The 17067-nt window shown below is 71.9% G+C and carries 17 protein-coding genes; 14 read left to right on the top strand and 3 right to left on the bottom strand.

Annotated features, from left to right (window positions below):
* Window positions 1-6 precede the first annotated feature (6 nt).
* The 5 genes from EDF55_RS13595 to ccsB are packed head-to-tail and all read left to right on the top strand — an operon-like array spanning window position 7 to window position 4724.
* Window positions 7-663 (top strand): histidine phosphatase family protein, encoded by a 657-nt coding sequence (locus EDF55_RS13595; RefSeq protein WP_123655509.1) that lies wholly within the window; start codon window positions 7-9, stop codon window positions 661-663.
* Entirely contained in the window at window positions 660-1283 is a 624-nt protein-coding gene (locus EDF55_RS13590) for a TlpA disulfide reductase family protein (protein ID WP_260235949.1), read from the top strand. The genes EDF55_RS13595 and EDF55_RS13590 overlap by 4 nt, the downstream gene beginning before the upstream one ends.
* 45 nt (window positions 1284-1328) lie before the next feature.
* Window positions 1329-2030: a cytochrome c biogenesis CcdA family protein gene (locus EDF55_RS13585; protein ID WP_123655982.1), complete on the top strand. Its 702-nt coding sequence runs from the start codon at window positions 1329-1331 to the stop codon at window positions 2028-2030.
* 43 nt (window positions 2031-2073) lie between these two features.
* Entirely contained in the window at window positions 2074-3723 is a 1650-nt protein-coding gene (locus EDF55_RS13580; RefSeq protein WP_123655981.1) for a cytochrome c biogenesis protein ResB, read from the top strand.
* Window positions 3724-3728: 5 nt separating this feature from the next.
* Window positions 3729-4724 carry a c-type cytochrome biogenesis protein CcsB gene (ccsB, locus tag EDF55_RS13575; RefSeq protein WP_123655980.1) on the top strand — a complete coding sequence of 332 codons (996 nt, stop codon included), beginning with the start codon at window positions 3729-3731 and terminating at the stop codon, window positions 4722-4724.
* A 249-nt stretch (window positions 4725-4973) separates the two neighbouring features.
* On the opposite strand, the gene EDF55_RS13570 is transcribed toward ccsB, so the two are convergent.
* Window positions 4974-5957, bottom strand: coding sequence for an o-succinylbenzoate synthase (locus EDF55_RS13570; protein WP_123655508.1), 984 nt, complete (start codon window positions 5955-5957; stop codon window positions 4974-4976).
* A gap of 251 nt (window positions 5958-6208) precedes the next feature.
* Between EDF55_RS13570 and EDF55_RS13565 the strand changes: the two genes are divergently transcribed.
* The 4 genes from EDF55_RS13565 to EDF55_RS13550 are packed head-to-tail and all read left to right on the top strand — an operon-like array spanning window position 6209 to window position 9693.
* The gene (locus tag EDF55_RS13565; protein WP_123655507.1) at window positions 6209-6556 is read left to right on the top strand and encodes a hypothetical protein; all 348 of its coding nucleotides are present in this window, start codon (window positions 6209-6211) and stop codon (window positions 6554-6556) included.
* A gap of 23 nt (window positions 6557-6579) precedes the next feature.
* Complete coding sequence (locus EDF55_RS13560) at window positions 6580-7509, top strand: 1,4-dihydroxy-2-naphthoyl-CoA synthase (protein WP_123655506.1); 930 nt, start codon at window positions 6580-6582, stop codon at window positions 7507-7509.
* Entirely contained in the window at window positions 7509-8651 is a 1143-nt protein-coding gene (locus tag EDF55_RS13555; RefSeq protein ID WP_123655505.1) for an AMP-binding protein, read from the top strand. The genes EDF55_RS13560 and EDF55_RS13555 overlap by 1 nt, the downstream gene beginning before the upstream one ends.
* 46 nt (window positions 8652-8697) lie before the next feature.
* Window positions 8698-9693 carry a 1,4-dihydroxy-2-naphthoate polyprenyltransferase gene (locus EDF55_RS13550; protein WP_243698237.1) on the top strand — a complete coding sequence of 332 codons (996 nt, stop codon included), beginning with the start codon at window positions 8698-8700 and terminating at the stop codon, window positions 9691-9693.
* Between the two features lie 78 nt (window positions 9694-9771).
* Here the strand turns inward: EDF55_RS13550 and EDF55_RS13545 are convergent, their stop codons facing one another.
* Window positions 9772-10098, bottom strand: coding sequence for a DUF4229 domain-containing protein (locus tag EDF55_RS13545; protein ID WP_123655504.1), 327 nt, complete (start codon window positions 10096-10098; stop codon window positions 9772-9774).
* A gap of 64 nt (window positions 10099-10162) precedes the next feature.
* Here EDF55_RS13545 and EDF55_RS13540 point away from each other — a divergent pair, with 64 nt between their 5' ends.
* Complete coding sequence (locus EDF55_RS13540) at window positions 10163-10516, top strand: PLD nuclease N-terminal domain-containing protein (protein WP_123655503.1); 354 nt, start codon at window positions 10163-10165, stop codon at window positions 10514-10516.
* Window positions 10509-12257: a 2-succinyl-5-enolpyruvyl-6-hydroxy-3-cyclohexene-1-carboxylic-acid synthase gene (gene menD / locus EDF55_RS13535; protein WP_123655978.1), complete on the top strand. Its 1749-nt coding sequence runs from the start codon at window positions 10509-10511 to the stop codon at window positions 12255-12257. The genes EDF55_RS13540 and menD overlap by 8 nt, the downstream gene beginning before the upstream one ends.
* Window positions 12258-12301: 44 nt before the next feature.
* Here menD and EDF55_RS13530 read toward each other — a convergent pair whose 3' ends face one another.
* Window positions 12302-13561 carry an isochorismate synthase MenF gene (locus tag EDF55_RS13530; RefSeq protein WP_123655502.1) on the bottom strand — a complete coding sequence of 420 codons (1260 nt, stop codon included), beginning with the start codon at window positions 13559-13561 and terminating at the stop codon, window positions 12302-12304.
* 134 nt (window positions 13562-13695) lie between these two features.
* On the opposite strand from EDF55_RS13530, the gene EDF55_RS13525 reads away from it, so the two are divergent.
* The 3 genes from EDF55_RS13525 to EDF55_RS13515 all read left to right on the top strand — a co-directional run bounded on the left by EDF55_RS13525 (window position 13696) and on the right by EDF55_RS13515 (window position 17065).
* Window positions 13696-14487 (top strand): demethylmenaquinone methyltransferase, encoded by a 792-nt coding sequence (locus tag EDF55_RS13525; protein WP_123655501.1) that lies wholly within the window; start codon window positions 13696-13698, stop codon window positions 14485-14487.
* Window positions 14488-14533: 46 nt separating this feature from the next.
* A complete protein-coding gene (locus EDF55_RS13520) occupies window positions 14534-15610 on the top strand; it encodes a polyprenyl synthetase family protein (protein WP_123655500.1) in 1077 nt (358 codons plus the stop codon).
* Window positions 15611-15697: 87 nt separating this feature from the next.
* The gene (locus EDF55_RS13515) at window positions 15698-17065 is read left to right on the top strand and encodes an FAD-dependent oxidoreductase (RefSeq protein ID WP_123655499.1); all 1368 of its coding nucleotides are present in this window, start codon (window positions 15698-15700) and stop codon (window positions 17063-17065) included.
* The last annotated feature ends 2 nt before the right edge of the window (window positions 17066-17067 follow it).

Below are 17067 nucleotides of genomic sequence, written 5' to 3'. Positions count from 1 at the left end.
GAACCCATGCCCGCGACCCGAATCCACCTCGTGCGGCACGGCGAGGTACACAACCCGGACCGTGTGCTCTACGGGCGACTCCCGGGCTTCGGACTGAGCGAGCTCGGGCACCGGATGGCCGCAGCGTCCGCCACCGCGTGGAAGGACGCCGGCGTCGACGTCCGCCGGATCGTGGCCTCGCCGCTCCAGCGCACGCAGGAGTCCGCGGCACCGTGGTCCGCCGCGTACGGCCTCGACGTCACCCTGGACGAACGGCTCATCGAGCCGACGAACCGGTACGAGGGACAGCCTCCCGGCTTCACGAAGCGATCCATCCGGAAGCCGTCGGAGTGGCCGTGGATCGCGAACCCGCTGCGACCGAGCTGGGGCGAGGCCTACGAGTCCATCGCCAACCGCATGCTCGCCGCGGTCGCCACCGCGTGGGAGAGCGTCGATGAGGGCGATGTCGTCCTCGTCAGCCACCAGCTCCCGATCTGGATGGTGCACCGGCGCCTGGCGGGGGAGCCGCTCTGGCACGACCCCCGGAAGCGCCGCTGCGACCTGTCGAGCATCACGACGCTGGAGCGCGTGCCCGCCACCCTGGGCGGCCGGTTCACCGAGGTCGGGTACGCCGACCCCGCGCAGGAACTCCGGGGGACCGCCATCGACGAAGGAGCAGTGTGATCGTCCGCAGTCTCAAGAAGCGGTTCGTCGCGGCCGGGGCGCTCGCCGTCGTCGCCGCGATCGCCCTCACGGGGTGCTCGGGTGGCAGCGACTCGCTGTCGAAGCAGTACGGCAGCGGCACGACGCAGAACTACATCTCCGGTGACGGTGCGGTGACCGAGGTCGCCGCCGACAAGCGCACCGACGCGGTCGACTTCTCCGCGACGACCTCCGACGGCGACACCGTCTCGGCGAAGGCCCTGCGCGGCAAGGTCGTCGTCCTGAACTTCTGGTACGCCAGCTGCCCGCCCTGCCGTGCCGAGGCGAAGTACCTCAACAAGGTGCAGGCGGAGTACGCAGACGAGGACGTCCAGTTCATCGGCGTGAACGTCCGTGACCAGAAGGCCACCGCGGCCGCGTTCGAGCGGACGTTCGGCGTGCAGTACCCGACGGTGCTCGACGCCGACAAGGGCACCATGCAGCTCGCGCTCTCCGGGCAGATCGCGCCGAACGCCGTGCCCGCCACGATCGTCCTCGACACGAAGGGCCGGGTCGCCGCCCGCGTCCTCGGCGCGGTCGACGGCACGAGCATCCTCGAGACCCTGGTGGGCGACGAGCTCGACGGCGGCAAGGCCTCCTGACCTGTGGACAGCAACCCCTTCTCCGACGCGATCCTCAGTGGTCAGATGTACGTGGCGCTGCCCGTCGCACTGCTCGCCGGGCTCGTGTCGTTCCTCTCGCCGTGCGTGCTGCCGCTCGTCCCCGGGTACCTCGGGTACGTCAGCGGCGTCGCCGACGGCGGCTCGAGGTCACGCGGACGTGTCGTCCTCGGGGTGCTGCTCTTCGTCCTCGGCTTCACCGCGGTCTTCGTGGCGTACACGACCGTCTTCGGCGCACTCGGCTTCTGGCTGGTGCGCTGGCGTGACCTCATCACCCAGGTCCTCGGCGTCGTCGTCATCCTGATGGGCCTCGTGTTCATCGGGCGGTTCACGTTCCTGCAGCGCACGCTGAAGCCGTCGTGGACCCCCGCGACCGGACTCGTCGGGGCGCCGCTCCTCGGCATCGTGTTCGGCCTCGGCTGGACCCCGTGCCTCGGCCCGACCCTCGCCGCGATCAACCTGCTCAGCGTCCAGTCCGGCAGCGCCTGGCAGGGGATGTGGCTCGGGGTGGCGTACTGCCTCGGTCTCGGCATCCCGTTCCTGCTCGTGGCACTCGGCGCCGGGTGGGCAGCGGGAGCGATCCGCGTCGTGAAGCGCCACATGCGCATCGTCAACATCATCGGAGGAGCGATCCTGATCGTCATCGGTCTGCTCATGGTCACCGGCATCTGGTCGGCCGTCATGTCGAGCGTCGGGGCGGTGATCCAGAGCTATGTCCCGGCAGTCTGACACCGACGCGAGCAGGGTCGAGAACGGCACCGAGTCCGACCCGATGCGCCCGTCCGACCACGTCGACGGCGCCGGCCCCGGCGACGGCGGCGTGAACCAGCCGAAGCTCGGCTTCGTCGGCTACGTCCGCTTCTTCTGGCGCCAGCTGACCAGCATGCGCACCGCGCTGTTCCTGCTGATGATGCTCGCCCTCGCGGCGATCCCCGGGTCCCTCGTGCCGCAGCGCACCGCGGACCCGAACGGTGTCGTCCAGTACAAGGCCGACCACGCGACGCTCTACCCGATCCTCGACAAGCTGCAGGTCTTCGACACCTACACCTCGGTGTGGTTCTCGGCGATCTACCTGCTGCTCTTCGTGTCGCTCATCGGCTGCATCATCCCCCGCACTAGGCACCACTGGCAGGCGCTCCGCACCCGCCCGCCGAAGACGCCGGTCCGCCTGACGCGACTCGCCGGGTTCCGCACCGTGGCCGTGGAGCCGGACACGATGGCGGACGGCGCCGCGGAGACGGACCCGGCCACGGGCCTCCCGTCGGTCGAACGCGCCGTGACGCGCGCGATGGCGCTGCTGAAGCGCTCCGGGTACCGCGTCGAGCGGTTCGGCGACTCGGTGAGCGCGGAGCGCGGCTACCTCCGGGAGACCGGCAACCTGGTGTTCCACGCGGCGCTCGTCGGGGTCCTCGTGGCCGTCGGCATCGGCGGTGGCTTCGGCTACACCGGTCAGCGCCTGCTGGTCGAGGGCCAGACCTTCTCGAACGTGCTCGGCTCGTACGACTCGTTCAACCCGGGCCGCTGGTTCCAGCAGACCGACCTCAAGGGCTACAACCTGACGCTCGACAAGTTCGTCACGAAGTACGAGGAGCGGAACCTCAACGCCCTCGGCCAGGCGACGGACTACTCGGCCACCGTGACGAGCAAGGAGAAGGGCGGCGAGTCGAAGACCAGCCGTCTCGGCGTCAACGAGCCGCTGTCGATCGGCGGCACGAACGTCTACCTCCTCGGCAACGGCTACGCGATGCAGGTCACGATCCGCGACGGCGACGGCAACGTGGCGTTCAAGGACGACGTGCCATTCTTGCCCGCGGACGCGAACTACACCTCCACGGGCGTCATCAAGGTGCCGGACGCGTCACCGGACCAGCTCGGCATGGTCGGGTTCTTCTACCCGACGGCGGTCAAGCAGACCACCGGTGCGTACGCGTCGACCTACCCGGACACCGAGAACCCGCTGCTGACGCTGCAGGTGTACGAGGGTGACCTCGGCCTCGACGACGGCGTCCCGCGCAGCGTGTACCAGCTCGACACCAAGGGGCTGACGCAGATCGCCGGCACCAAGGCGGACACGAAGAGCATCGAGCTGAAGCCGGGGCAGACCAAGACGCTGCCGAAGGGCGCCGGGTCGATCACCTTCGACGGCGTCAAGCGCTACGTCTCCCTCGACGTCCACCACGACCCGTCGCAGCTGTTCGTCGGCGGGTTCGCGATCCTCAGCGTCCTCGGGCTGCTGACGTCGCTCTTCGTCCCGCGTCGTCGCGTGTGGATGAAGGTCGTGCCCCGCACGGGCGCCGAGCACGGCGAGTACGACCTCGAGTACGCGGGGCTGGCCCGCGGCGAGGACCCCAATCTCGAACGGGCCGTGGCGGACATCGCCACGCGGCACGTGTCGGACCTCGGAGTTAGGATGCCCTCGTGAACGACATGACGACGACCCTCGCGACCTACTCGGTCGTGCTCACGTACTCGGCGATGGCCGTCTACGTGGTCGCGTTCATCGCGTTCGCGCTGGACATGGCCAAGCGCGCGGGCGAAGTGACGGTCGCCGCGACCGACGCCGCCGCCCCCGCGGTGGAACGCCAGGCGAAGACCGTCGCCACCGTGCAGGGCGGCACCGTCGTGCTCGAGCGCGTCGAAGCCCCCGCGAAGACCGGTTCCGGTCGTCGCGGGTCGCGGTTCGAACGCGTCGGCATGGCGATGACGATCCTGGCGCTCGTGCTGCACATCGGCTCGATCGTCCTCCGGGGCATCGCCGCCGACCGTGTGCCGTGGGGCAACATGTTCGAGTTCTCGCTGACGGGCACCGGCCTGATCATCGCGATCTTCCTGCTCGTCCAGTTCTGGCAGAACCTCAAGTTCCTCGGGGTGTTCATCACCGGCCTGACGCTGATCCTGCTCGGCATCGCCACGGTGAACTACTACGTGCCCGTCGTCCCGCTGCAGCCCGCACTGCAGTCCTACTGGCTTGTGATCCACGTCTTCGTCGCCATCTCCGGCACCGGGTTCTTCGCGCTCGGCGCGGGGCTCGCGGTGTCGCAGCTCGTGCAGACGTACCGCCTCGGGCACTCCGGCGCCGCCAAGAAGCTCCGCTTCATGGAGACGCTGCCCGACGCCGACCGGCTGGAGGTACTGACCTACCGCGTGCTGCTCGTCGGCTTCGTGCTCTGGACCTTCACGCTCATCGCGGGCGCCATCTGGGCCGAGCGTGCGTGGGGTCGCTACTGGGGCTGGGACACCAAGGAAGTCTGGACCTTCATCATCTGGGTGGTCTACGCGGGCTACATCCACGCTCGTGCGACGCGCGGCTGGCGTGGGGCGCGGTCGTCCTGGCTGGCCCTGATCGGGTTCGCCGCGGTGATGTTCAACTTCTCCGTCGTCAACGTGTTCTTCAAGGGGCTGCACAGCTACTCCGGCCTGTGAGCAGCTGAGGTCCGCCGACATGTCGGCACCGGCCTGGAGGCGCGGTGCGGGTCCGTCCCGCACCGCGCCTCCGTCGTTCCCCCGCCCACGCCCCCGGCCTCACCCCCGTGGTGAGATCGCAGTTCGCGTCGCCTCGGCAGCGCCGGACCGACAGAAAGTGCGATCTCAGCGCAGGGGGCGCGGCGCGCTGGGCGCGCGGCGCGGCGCGGGCGCGCGGCGCGCGGGCGCGCGGGCGCGCGGCGCGGCGCGCTACGCGGCGGCGCGCAGCGCCGCGTACACGCGCGCGAGGCGGGCGCGCCACCACGCGTCCCGCTCGGGCGGGGCACCGAACCGGGCCAGCAGCTCGGGTGCGACGTCGACGCGGCGCACCCCGATCCTCCCGTCGGTGGGCAGCAGCGGGTCGGCGGTGACGTCACCCTCGAACATCACGGCGGTCCCGAGGCCCGCGGCGTAGCCCGGGCTCATCGCCGCCGCGGCGAGGAACGCCCCCATCCCGAGCCCGACGGACGTGTCCAGCGCGCTGGACACCACGCAGGGGAGCCCCGCCGCCGCGATCACCGAGCGCGCAGCGGTGATCCCACCGAGGGGCTGCGCCTTGACGACGAGGACGTCGGCGGCTCCGGCTCGGGCGACGGCGAGCGGATCGGAGGCCTTCCGGACGCTCTCATCCGCCGCGATCGGCACGCCGAGGCCGGCGATCCGGGCCCGGAGCTCCGCGAGCTCGGGAACGGTGCGGCAGGGCTGTTCGGCGTACTGCAGGTCGAACGGAGCGAGCTGCTCGAGCGCGGCCGTGGCCTGCTCGACGCTCCACAGGCCGTTCGCGTCGACGCGGACGGCAGCGGTGGGTCCCATCACGCGGCGCACCTCGGCGACCCGGGCGACGTCGTCCGCGATCGTGGTTCCCGGTTCGGCGACCTTGACCTTCGCGGTCGTGCAGCCGGGGTAGCGCGCGAGCAGGTCCTCGACGGCACCGGGGTCGATCGCCGGGACGGTGGCGTTCACCGGGACGGACGCCGCCGCCGGAGCATGCGCCGTCCAGCCGAAGTCGATCGTGCCACGGAGCCAGGCGGCGGCCTCGGCGTCGTCGTACTCGACGAACGGGGAGAACTCCGTCCAGCCTTCCGGGCCGCGGAGGACGACGGCTTCCCTCGTGGTGATGCCGCGGAACCGGACCCGCATCGGGAGGGCCACGACGTGGGCGTCGGCGAGGAGTTCGGCGAGGTCGGGGAGCACGCTCCCATCCTCGCAGCGGACCTCACGGTTCCTCGGAGCCGACCGCCAGGGCGGGGCATTAGCATGCATCGGTCGGCCTCGGTCGACGGCCGACACGACGACCAGAGGGAGGCTCCGTGGCGCCTGATCCGCAGCAGCGGTCGTCACGCGCATCCGGAGCCGGAGCGTCGGGCGCACGGGCACCCGGAGCCCGAAGCGGGACGCCCCGGACGGGCCAGCCGCGCGCCGGCACGGACGAGTTCGCCCGGCTCATGCGGAGCAACACCGTCGACGTCCGGCAGCAGGGTCGGACCCGCCGCCGCCGGAACCCGGTGGTCGGCAAGATCGCCTTCGGTCTGGCGATCGTCTCCGCCGCGGTGGACGCCAGCGCGTTCGCGGTGTTCATGGGCGGCGACACGAAGTTCGCGTTCGGGATCTGCTTCGTCGTGGTGTTCCTGACCCTCATCGCCGCGGTCCTCGGGTTCATCGCCGCGGTCGGCGGATTCGGCCGCTGGTACGGCGCGATCGGCGTCGTCGTGGCGTTCTTCGCGAACCCGGTGATCCTCATCGTGCTCGTCGTGATGGTGGCTCCCGAACTCCTCACCGACATGGGGGCCTAGGGCACCGGCGATAGGTTGGGTGCATGCCCGACACCGTGTCCGACCTGTTCGACCCCGACGTCTGGACGACCGCCCCCGCGGCGGCGTCCTTCACCGACATCACGTACCACAAGCACGTGTCGCAGGGCATCGTGCGCATCGCGTTCGATCGCCCCGAGGTGCGCAACGCCTTCCGTCCCCGCACCGTCGACGAGCTCTACCGCGCACTCGACGACGCCCGGCAGGACCCCCGCGTCGGTGTCGTCCTGCTCACGGGCAACGGCCCGAGCCCGAAGGACGGCGGCTGGGCCTTCTGCTCCGGCGGCGACCAGCGGATCCGTGGACGGAGCGGCTACCAGTACGTCGGCGACGAGGGTGCTCCGCCGGAGGGCGTCGACCCCGCTGCGGCGCAGGCGTCGATGGGCCGGCTGCACATCCTCGAGGTCCAGCGGCTCATCCGGATGATGCCGAAGGTCGTCATCGCGGTGGTCCCCGGGTGGGCGGCCGGCGGTGGGCACTCGCTGCACGCGATCTGCGACCTGACGATCGCCAGCGCCGAGCACGGGAAGTTCAAGCAGACCGATGCCGACGTGGGCTCGTTCGACGGCGGGTACGGCAGCGCCTACTACGCCAAGCAGATCGGGCAGAAGCTCGCGAGAGAGGTCTTCTTCCTCGCCGAGGAGTACTCCGCACAGCGCGCCTACGAGATGGGTGCCGTCAACCGGGTCGTCCCGCACGAGGACCTGGAGCGGGAGGCCATCCGCTGGGGCGAGATCATCCTCGGCAAGTCCCCGACGGCGATCCGGATGCTCAAGTACGCGTTCAACGCGGTCGACGACGGCATGGTCGGCCAGCAGGTCTTCGCGGGCGAGGCCACCCGTCTCGCCTACGGCACCGACGAGGCGGTCGAGGGCCGCGACTCCTTCCTCGAGAAGCGCAAGCCCGAGTGGACGTCCTTCCCCTGGCACTACTGATGGTCCGGCCACTGGTCGCGCTGGGCACGTCGGACCCGTCGGCGGTGCTCCGCGGCCTGGAGGCTGCCCTCGCCGGCGGCCCCGCGCTGCTGCCCGTCGCCGAGAGCGCTCCGGCACTGCCGACGCCGGCCCCGGCCGACGTCCCGCGGCGGGTCGCCCTGGTCGTCGAGACGAGTGGGTCCACCGGCACCGGCAAGCGCGTGGCGCTGTCCTCCGAGGCGCTCCTCGCCGGTGCGGCCGCCGCCGACGCGGCGCTCGGCGGCCCGGGTGGCTGGGTGCTGGCGTTGCCGACCCACTACATCGCGGGCCTCAACGTCCTGACGCGGTCGGTCGCCGCGGGGACCACCCCGTCGATCGTGGCACCGGGGCACTTCGACGCGGCGGCGTTCGCGGACGCCGCCGACCGGCTCGTCACCGGACCGGCCGCGCCGCGTCGGTACACCTCGCTCGTGCCGGTGCAGCTCGCCCGGGTGCTCGACGACGAGCGTGCGACGTCCGCCCTCGCCGGGTTCGACGCGGTGCTCGTCGGTGGGCAGGCGACGCCGGCCCCGCTCCGGCAGCGCGCCGTCGACGCGGGCGTGCACGTCGTCACCACGTACGGCGCGAGCGAGACGAGCGGGGGCTGCGTGTACGACGGCGTCCCGTTCGGCACCGTCGGCACCGAGCTCGTCGACGGGGAGCTCTGGCTCCGCGGTCCGATGCTCGCCGAGGGGTACCTCGGTGACGACGAGCGCACCGCATCGACGTTCGTGGAGCGGGACGGCCACCGGTGGTACCGCACGGGGGACGCCGCGACGATCGAGGACGGCACGGTGCGGGTGCTCGGACGCCTCGACGACGTCGTCATCTCCGGCGGCGAGAAGGTCCCGCTCGGTCTGGTCGAGCGCCTCGTCCGCGAGCTGCCCGGTCAGGAGTCCGCGGTGGTGACCCGGCGGGCGTCGGGGGAGTGGGGCGAGGTGCCGGTCGTCGTCACGGCACGCCCGCTCGACCTGGAGCGCGTCCGGGCCCACGTCGGTGCCGCCCTCGGCCGGGCTGCCCGACCGGCCGATGTCCTGGTGCTGGACGAGGTGCCGATGCTCGCATCGGGCAAGCCGGACCGCCGCGCGATCCGCTCGATCGCCGATCCGTCAGCGGCTTCATAGCGGTGCGGGGCGTCGCGTCCGCGCAGCCCGAATAGGATTGACGGTCGTGGCACGATCGAAGAACGAGACCCAGAAGCAGGGCCGCTCCGGCAACCCGGCGAAGGCAGCTGCCCCGGCACGCACGAAGCGACGGGCGACCGCCAGCGACTGGATCGGCGGCGCACGGCTCCGCACCCTGACGCTCGGTGTCGTCCCGGTCGTGCTCGGCACCGCCGTGGCCTTCGTGGACAGCGGGATCACCGGCGACTTCGGCGACTACATCGCGAAGGACGGTCACCTCGCGATCGCCCTGCTCGCCCTCGCCGTGGCACTGTTCCTGCAGATCGGTGTGAACTACAGCAACGACTACTCCGACGGGGTCCGGGGCACGGACGAGTTCCGCGTCGGCCCCGCCCGGCTCACCGGCGCCGGCCTGGCGAAGCCCCGCACGGTGCTGACCGTCGCGCTGACGTTCTTCGGCCTCGCGGCCGTCGCCGGCATCGTCATCGTGGTGCTCACCCAGCTGTGGTGGCTGCTCCTCGTCGGTGCCGCAGCGATCGTCGCTGCCTGGTTCTACACCGGCGGCAAGAAGCCCTACGGCTACAACGCGCTCGGCGAGGTCTTCGTCTTCGTGTTCTTCGGCCTCGTCGCGGTCCTCGGCACCCAGTACGTGCAGATCCGGGAGATCACGCACAGCGGCTGGGCGGCGGCGATCGCGGCCGGGTTCTTCGCCTGCGCGGTCCTGATGGTGAACAACATCCGCGACATCGACGAGGACCGGCTCGCCGGCAAGCGGACCCTGGCGGTCGTCGTCGGCCGTCCGGTCGCCCGCGTGCTCTACGGCGTGTTCCTGATGCTGCCGTACGTCGCGCTGCTCTGGTTCGTGCTGCTGTACTTCCGGACCGGCTTCACGTACTTCTCGCTGCTGCTGGCACTGCCGGCGCTCGCGATCGGGGTGTCCTCGCGGAAGCCGCGCGAGCTCATCACGGCGCTCCAGCTGTCGTCGTTCGCGTCGCTGGCATTCGGCCTGGTGCTCGGCATCACGCTGGCCCTGCAGCCGTAGGCCCTGCAGCCGTAAGCCCTGCAGCCGCAAGCCCTGCGGCTGTTGACGCCGGAGCCTGGGCGCGGGAGCGGTAGCGGCTCAGTCGGCGGCCGGGTGGTCCCGGCGCTCGGCGTGCCGATCGGCATCCGAGACCGGCCGCGCGGTGGGAGCGTCGGTGTCCTCGGCGTCGACGAAGTCGTCCTCGAAGTCCGAGTCGGCGTCGTGCTCCGGACGCCCGCGCCGGTTCGCGAGGTTCGTCGTGACCTGGCCGCGCAACCGGGGCAGTGCGATGTACGACACGAGCAGCCCGATGAGGGCCGCGCCGATCGTGGCCCAGTACCAGGGCAGCCCGATCACGAACAGCACGACGAGCGCCGCCGCGAAGATGCCGAGACGGGCGAGGGTGTAGACGAGCCACGCTTTCACGCGGCAAGTCTACGGACGCCCGACCGTGAGGTCGGTCACAGCCTCACGACGTACGCTGCACCGCATGATCCGCTTGTGGCTCGTCGTCGTCGTCGCCGCCGTGGCGTTCACGGTGTACGCGCTCATCGACTGTGCGACGATGCCGAAGCAGCGCATCCGGTCGCTCCGTCGCGGTCTCTGGCTGCTGCTCATCGTGATCCTGCCCGTCGTCGGCAGCCTGCTGTGGTTCGTCCTCGGTCGTGCACCTGCCGCTCCGGAGCGCACGGCCCGGTACCGTGGTCCCGAAGACGACCCGGACTTCCTCGGCGAGCAGGCTCCCGAGCGGCCCCGCACGGACAAGGACCAGGACGACGCGACCCTCCGAAACCTCGAAGAACAGTTCCACGACACGGACGACGACGGCCGCACCGATCGCTGACGGCGACGGACACCCCGCGTCCGGCAGTCCGGCGTCGGACTTCGCCCTCGCGCTGCTGCAGGAGTTCGCCCGCGCCGGTGTGACCGAGGTCGTGGTCAGCCCGGGCTCACGCTCCCAGGCGCTGGCCCTCGCCGCCGTCGCGCTCGAACGCGCCGGCGGCATCACCGTGCACGTCCGTCTCGACGAGCGGACCGCCGGGTTCTTCGCGCTCGGCCTGGCGATCGAGACCGGCCGACCCGCGCTGGTCGTCACGACCTCGGGCACCGCCGTCGCGAACCTGCACCCGGCCGTGCTCGAAGCGCACCACTCCGGCGTGCCGATGCTCGTCGTGTCCGCCGACCGGCCGAGCGAACTCCGCGGCATCGGCAGCAACCAGACCACCGTGCAGCCCGGCATCTTCGCCGACGCGGTGTCGTTCGTCCGGGAAGTCGAGGCGCCGACCGCCCACGGCGTCGACGACGGCACCCGCGAGGTCGTCCGGGGCATCGCCCGCGAAGCCGTGGCCGCCGCCTCCGGACACACCGGTCAGCCCGGTCCGGCCCAGGTGAACGTGGCGTTCCGTGAACCCCTGTCGGCCACACTGCACGACGTCGCGGGCGTCCCCGACGACGAGATCGACACCGCCTACGCCACCCGACGCGTGCACACCGGCCTGCCCGTCGCGGAACTCACGCCGGACGACGACCCCGCGACCGTGGTGATCGCCGGGCACGACGCCGGCGAGGACGCCGAGCGGGTCGCGTGGGAGCTCGGAGCGCCGCTGCTGGCGGAGGTGTCGAGCGGGGCGCGCTACGGCCGGAACCTCGTCGTCACCTACCGCGAGCTGCTCCGCGACCCGGAGTTCGGCGGCCGGGTCCGCCGCGCCGTCGTGCTCGGACACCCGACGCTCAGCCGAGAGGTCCCGGCGCTCCTGCAGCGCGACGACGTCGAGGTGGTGACCGTCCGTGGGGCGGGGGCCGACCCGTACGAGCCGAGCCGAGCCTCCCGTCCGGACGAACCGACCACGCTCGTGTCCGACGTCCGCGTGACGGGCCGGACCAGCCCCGGACACCGTGCGTGGGTGGGACGCTGGGTCGCTGCCAGCCGTGCCGTACTCGGCGACGGCGACGCCGGGCCAGACCTCGACGCGAAGCGGTCCGAGGACCGCGCCGAGCGGAACCGGTTCCTCAAGGACGAGGTGGCGCTCCGTCGTCGACCCGTCGACCGCGCCATGCTCGCCGACGCCGTGTGGGGTGTGACCTGGCCGCACGACCGGCTCGTGCTCGGCGCGTCGCAGATCATCCGCGTCGCGGACGGCCGCGTCGCCGGCAAGAAGATCCGGGTGCACGCCAACCGTGGGCTCGCCGGCATCGACGGCACCGTCTCGACGGCGCTCGGCATCGCCGCTGCGCTCGAGACGACACAGGCGGCGGGCGGAACGACACGGGTGCTGCTCGGCGACCTGACCCTGCTGCACGACGTCGGTGCACTGGTCACGGGCACCGAGGAACGGACCCAGCGGGTCCAGGTGGTCCTCGGCAACGACGAGGGCGGCGCGATCTTCCGCGGGCTCGAGGTGGCGGAGACCACCCCGGCCGCGGACATGCGGCGGATGATGACGACGCCGCAGCACGTCGACGTCGAGCGGGTCGTCACGGGGCTCGGGTGGGAGTACCGCCGGGCCGCGACCTGGGGCGACCTCGAACGGGTGCTCACCGACCCCGCCGAACGGGTCGTCATCGAGGTGCCGCTGGCCGACTGAGCGGCGCTGCGGCGGGCCGGGCGGTGCGCGTCGGCGCCGTTCCGCTACGCCAGTGCGTCGCGGATCGGGCGGAACTTCAGCGCGGTCTCGGCGACCTCGCGCGCCGGGTCCGACCCGCCGACGATGCCGGCACCGGCCCACGCGGTGACCGTCCCGTCGTCGTCGATCTGGGCGCTGCGGAGCGCGAGCATCCACTCGCCGTCACCCGACGCACCGAGCCAGCCGACCGGCCCGGCGTAGCGTCCGCGGTCGATGCCCTCGAGCTCCGCGACGAGCCGCACCGCGACGTCGGTCGGGGTCCCCGCGACCGCGGCCGTCGGGTGCAGCGCGTCGGCGATGTCGAGGGACGTCGTGTCCTCCGGCAGGGTGGCCTGCACGTCGCTGGCGAGGTGCCACAGGTTCGGCAGCTGCAGCCGGAACGGCTCCGGGTCGACGCGGAGGTCCGCGGCGAGCGGTCGGAGCGCGTCGACGAGGGACGCGATGGCGAACGTGTGCTCCTCGACGTCCTTCGCGCTGGATGCCAGCGCCTCGGCGGCGGCACGGTCCGAGACGGCGTCGCTCCCACGGGCCGCGCTGCCCGCGAGGACCCGCGCGGTCAGACGGGTGCCGTCGGTGCGGGCGAGGGTCTCGGGGGTCGCGCCGACGAGCCCGTCCACCGCGAACGTCACGCACTGCGGGTACGTCGCGGCGAGGTCGAGGAGCAGCGCGCGGCGGTCGGCGCCGGCAGGGAGGGTGCCGACCAGGTCGCGGGCGAGCACCACCTTGCGGGCATCGCCTGCGGTGATGCGGCGGACGGCCTCGGCGACGGACGCGGCGTAGGCGTCCTCGTCGATCCGGCCGGGAACGAGCGCGACCGACAGGTGCGGGCCGACGTGCGGCACCGGTAACGAGGTACGCGTGAAGGTCAGGGGAGCGGGGTCCGGCGTCGTGTCGATCGCGGTCAGCCACGCCTTGCCGCGGCGGCGCCCCACGACGACACGGGGGACGATGAGCACGCTCGTCGCCGCGGAGTCGTCGGCGAACGCGAAGGCGCCGAAGGCCACGAGCCCGGAACCGCGGAGCTGCACCGGGTCGTCGACGACGGCACGCTCGACGATGTCGCGCCACACCTCGGCGGCGTCGCGCATCCGGGACGGGCCGGTGAACTCGAACCGCAGCGCCTCACCGATCCCGATGATGCCGTCGCCGTTGCGCACGAAGGCGAGCGGCTGGTCGGGGAGGGTGTGTCGGAGCACGGCGCCCGGGTCGTCGAGGATCCGGGTCGAGACCGTGAGCGGCGGAGCCGCCGTGGCGGTACGGGTCACGGACCGATCGTACGCGCCGGACCTGCCGGGCAGCGCCGCGCCGGACCTGCCGGGCAGCGCCGCGCCGGATTCGCCGGACAGCGCCGCGGCGGGTGTACCGGCAACGTACGGGACGGACCTCTAGGATTGGTCGGGTGAGCAGAGCGGACATGCACAAGCGGCCGGACGAGGTGGCGGCCATGTTCGACGACGTCGCGGAGAAGTACGACCTGACCAACGACATCCTCTCCGCCGGCAACGCCCCGCTGTGGCGGGTCGCCACCGTGCGCGCCGTCGATCCCCAGCCCGGCGAGCGCGTGCTCGACATCGCGGCCGGCACCGGCACCAGCGCCGCGGCCCTGGCGAAGAAGGGCGCAGAGGTGAGCGCGCTCGACCTGTCGGCCGGGATGATCGCCGTCGGCCGTGAACGCCACCCGGAGATCACCTTCGTCGAGGGGGACGCGGAACACCTCCCGTTCGACGACGACACCTTCGACGCCGTCACGATCTCGTTCGGTCTCCGCAACGTGAACGACCCGATGCAGGCGCTCGGCGAGATGCTCCGGGTCCTGAAGCCCGGCGGCCGCGTCGTCATCTGCGAGTTCTCCACCCCGCCGCTCGCCGCGCTCCGGTTCGGCTACGGCACGTACCTCAAGCGCGTCCTCCCGGGCATCGCGCGCCTGTCGAGCAGCAACCCGGCGGCGTACCGCTACCTCGCCGAGTCGATCGAGGCATGGCCGGAGCAGCAGGTGCTCAGCCAGTGGCTCCGCGGCGTCGGGTTCACGATGGTGGCGTACCGAAACCTGACTGCCGGCATCGTCGCGCTGCACCGCGGCCGGAAGCCGGTCGCCGGCACGGTCCGCGAATCGGTCGCACGCCGCGCGAAGGCCCGGCGCGAGCACCAGGCCACCGGCGAACAGCCGCGCGTCGAGCCGACCGACGGCTGACCTGCCCCTCCATCCGCACACGGACCCCCGAACCACGGAGCAGCACTTGAACCCGAGCGTCCCGGTCGCACGTCGCGCACCGAGTCTCCGAGCCTCGCTCGGCATCGGCGAGCGGTTGTTCGCCAGCCCGGCCGAGCGTCGGTTCATCACCGCCGTGGACGACGGGCTCGAGCTCGTCGAGCAGGGGCTCGAGGACGCGATGCGTTCCGCCGACACCCTGGCCGACACGACCAGCCGGTACCTGCTCTCCGCGGGTGGCAAGCGCATCCGGCCGACGCTGACCCTGCTCATCGCACAGCTCGGCAACGGCGTCACCGACCACGTCGTGAAGGCTGCGGTGAGCGTGGAGACGACCCACCTCGCCTCGCTGTACCACGACGACGTGATGGACGAAGCGCCCGTCCGCCGCGGGGTCCCGGCAGCGCACGTGACCTACGGCAACAACGTCGCGATCCTCACCGGCGACCTGCTCTTCGCCCGTGCCAGCCTGATCACCGCCGACCTCGGGCCCGAAGGCATCCGGATGCAGGCCGAGACCTTCCAGCGCCTCTGCATGGGCCAGCTGCACGAGACCACCGGGCCGCAGCCGGACGACGACCCCGTCGAGCACTACATCCAGGTCCTCAGCGACAAGACCGGATCGCTCATCGCGACCGCCGCCCGCGCTGGGATCCTGTTCTCCGGCGCCGACCGTGCCTACCTCGAAGCGGTCGGGACCTTCGGCGAGAAGGTCGGCGTCGCCTTCCAGCTCGTCGACGACGTCATCGACCTCGCTCCCGCCAAGGACAAGACGGGGAAGATCGCCGGCAACGACCTCCGCGCCGGCGTCGACACCCTGCCGTTGCTCCAGCTCCGTCGCCGCGCGGCCACCGAGCCGGGCGCCGCAGAGCTCGTGGCGCGCATCGAACGGGACGTCACCGGCGCCCCGGACGACGCGGTCACGACCGACACGTACCTCTCCGCGGTCGCCGCGCTCCGCGAGCACGAGGCCACGGCCGCCACGCGGGCGCTCGCCGCGCAGTGGGCGACGGAGGCCGTCGTGGCCCTCGCACCGCTGCCGGACGGCGTCGTCAAGCGCGCGCTCACCCGCTTCGCGGAGTCCGTGGTCGACCGCAGCCGCTGACGCGGCCGACCGCAGCCGCTGACGCCGCACCCCACAGACCAGCACAGCCACCGGGAGCACCCCACCCGAACGAACTGGAGACGATCAGTGCCCACCCTCCGCCTCGCCATCGTCGGCGCCGGCCCCGCCGGCATCTACGCCGCGGACATCCTCCTGAGGGAAGCGCACGCGTACGACGTGTCGATCGACCTCTTCGAGCAGCTCCCGGCCCCGTACGGTCTCGTCCGCTACGGCGTCGCGCCGGACCACCCCCGCATCAAGGGCATCATCAACGCGCTCCGCGACGTGCTCGACCGCGGGGACATCCGGATCTTCGGCAACGTCGAGTTCGGCAAGGACATCACCCTCGACGACCTCAAGAAGCACTACAACGCGGTCGTCTTCTCCACCGGCGCGATCAAGGACGCTGACCTCGACATCCCCGGCGTCGCGCTCGAGGGCTCGTACGGCGCCGCGGAGTTCGTGAGCTGGTTCGACGGCCACCCGGACGTCCCGCGCACCTGGCCGCTCACCGCGGAGAGCGTCGCGGTCATCGGCAACGGCAACGTCGCCCTCGACGTGTCCCGCATCCTCGCGAAGCACGCCGACGACCTGCTCCCGACCGAGGTCCCGGACAACGTCTACCAGGGTCTCAAGGCGTCCCCGGTCACCGACGTCCACGTCTTCGGACGTCGTGGCCCGGCGCAGGTGAAGTTCACCCCGCTGGAGCTCCGCGAGCTCGGCGAGGTCCGGGACGTCGACATGGTCGTGTACGACGAGGACTTCGACCACGACGAGGCCTCGCTGACCGCGATCCAGACGAACAAGCAGGTCATGGTCATCAACCGCGTGCTCGAGCAGTGGCGGAAGCGTGAGGTCGGGCAGGCCAGCCGTCGTCTGCACCTGCACTTCTACGCGAAGCCCCTCGAGTTCGTCGGCGAGGACGGCAAGCTCACCGCGATCCGGTACGAGCGCACCCGGCCGAACGGCCAGGGCGGCGTCGAGGGCACGGGCGAGATCCGCGAGATCCCGATCCAGGCCGCCTACCGCGCGGTCGGCTACTTCGGCTCGCCGCTGCCGGGGGTCCCCTTCGACGACCGGCACGGCGTCATCCCGAACCACGAGGGCAAGGTCCTCGACGACGACAACCGCCAGATCCCGGGCATCTACGCCACCGGCTGGATCAAGCGCGGACCGGTCGGGCTCATCGGGCACACGAAGTCCGACGCGATGGAGACGGTGCAGCACATCGTCAACGACCAGGCCAGCTGGTGGACGCCCGAGGACCCCTCCGACGAGGCGATCCCGGCGCTCCTGGCCGAGCGTGGCGTGGAGTACACCGACCTCGAGGGCTGGCACCGCCTCGACGAGCACGAGATCGCGCTCGGCGAGCCGCACGGTCGCGCCCGCGTCAAGGTCGTCCCGCGTGACGAGATGATCGACGCGTCGCTCGGACGCACCTCCGACCGGGTCTGACG

This window comes from Curtobacterium sp. ZW137 (assembly GCF_003762905.1).
GTDB lineage: Bacteria > Actinomycetota > Actinomycetes > Actinomycetales > Microbacteriaceae > Curtobacterium.
This window is presented reverse-complemented; position numbering and strand designations above follow the sequence as displayed.

Coding starts and splice junctions, on each gene's coding strand:
- EDF55_RS13565 (WP_123655507.1), top strand. CDS start 6,209: ATGCGGAGCAACACCGTCGACGTCCGGCAGCAGGGTCGGACCCGCCGC.
- EDF55_RS13580 (WP_123655981.1), top strand. CDS start 2,074: ATGCGCCCGTCCGACCACGTCGACGGCGCCGGCCCCGGCGACGGCGGC.
- EDF55_RS13540 (WP_123655503.1), top strand. CDS start 10,163: ATGATCCGCTTGTGGCTCGTCGTCGTCGTCGCCGCCGTGGCGTTCACG.
- EDF55_RS13560 (WP_123655506.1), top strand. CDS start 6,580: ATGCCCGACACCGTGTCCGACCTGTTCGACCCCGACGTCTGGACGACC.
- EDF55_RS13585 (WP_123655982.1), top strand. CDS start 1,329: ATGTACGTGGCGCTGCCCGTCGCACTGCTCGCCGGGCTCGTGTCGTTC.
- EDF55_RS13555 (WP_123655505.1), top strand. CDS start 7,509: ATGGTCCGGCCACTGGTCGCGCTGGGCACGTCGGACCCGTCGGCGGTG.
- ccsB (WP_123655980.1), top strand. CDS start 3,729: ATGACGACGACCCTCGCGACCTACTCGGTCGTGCTCACGTACTCGGCG.
- EDF55_RS13595 (WP_123655509.1), top strand. CDS start 7: ATGCCCGCGACCCGAATCCACCTCGTGCGGCACGGCGAGGTACACAAC.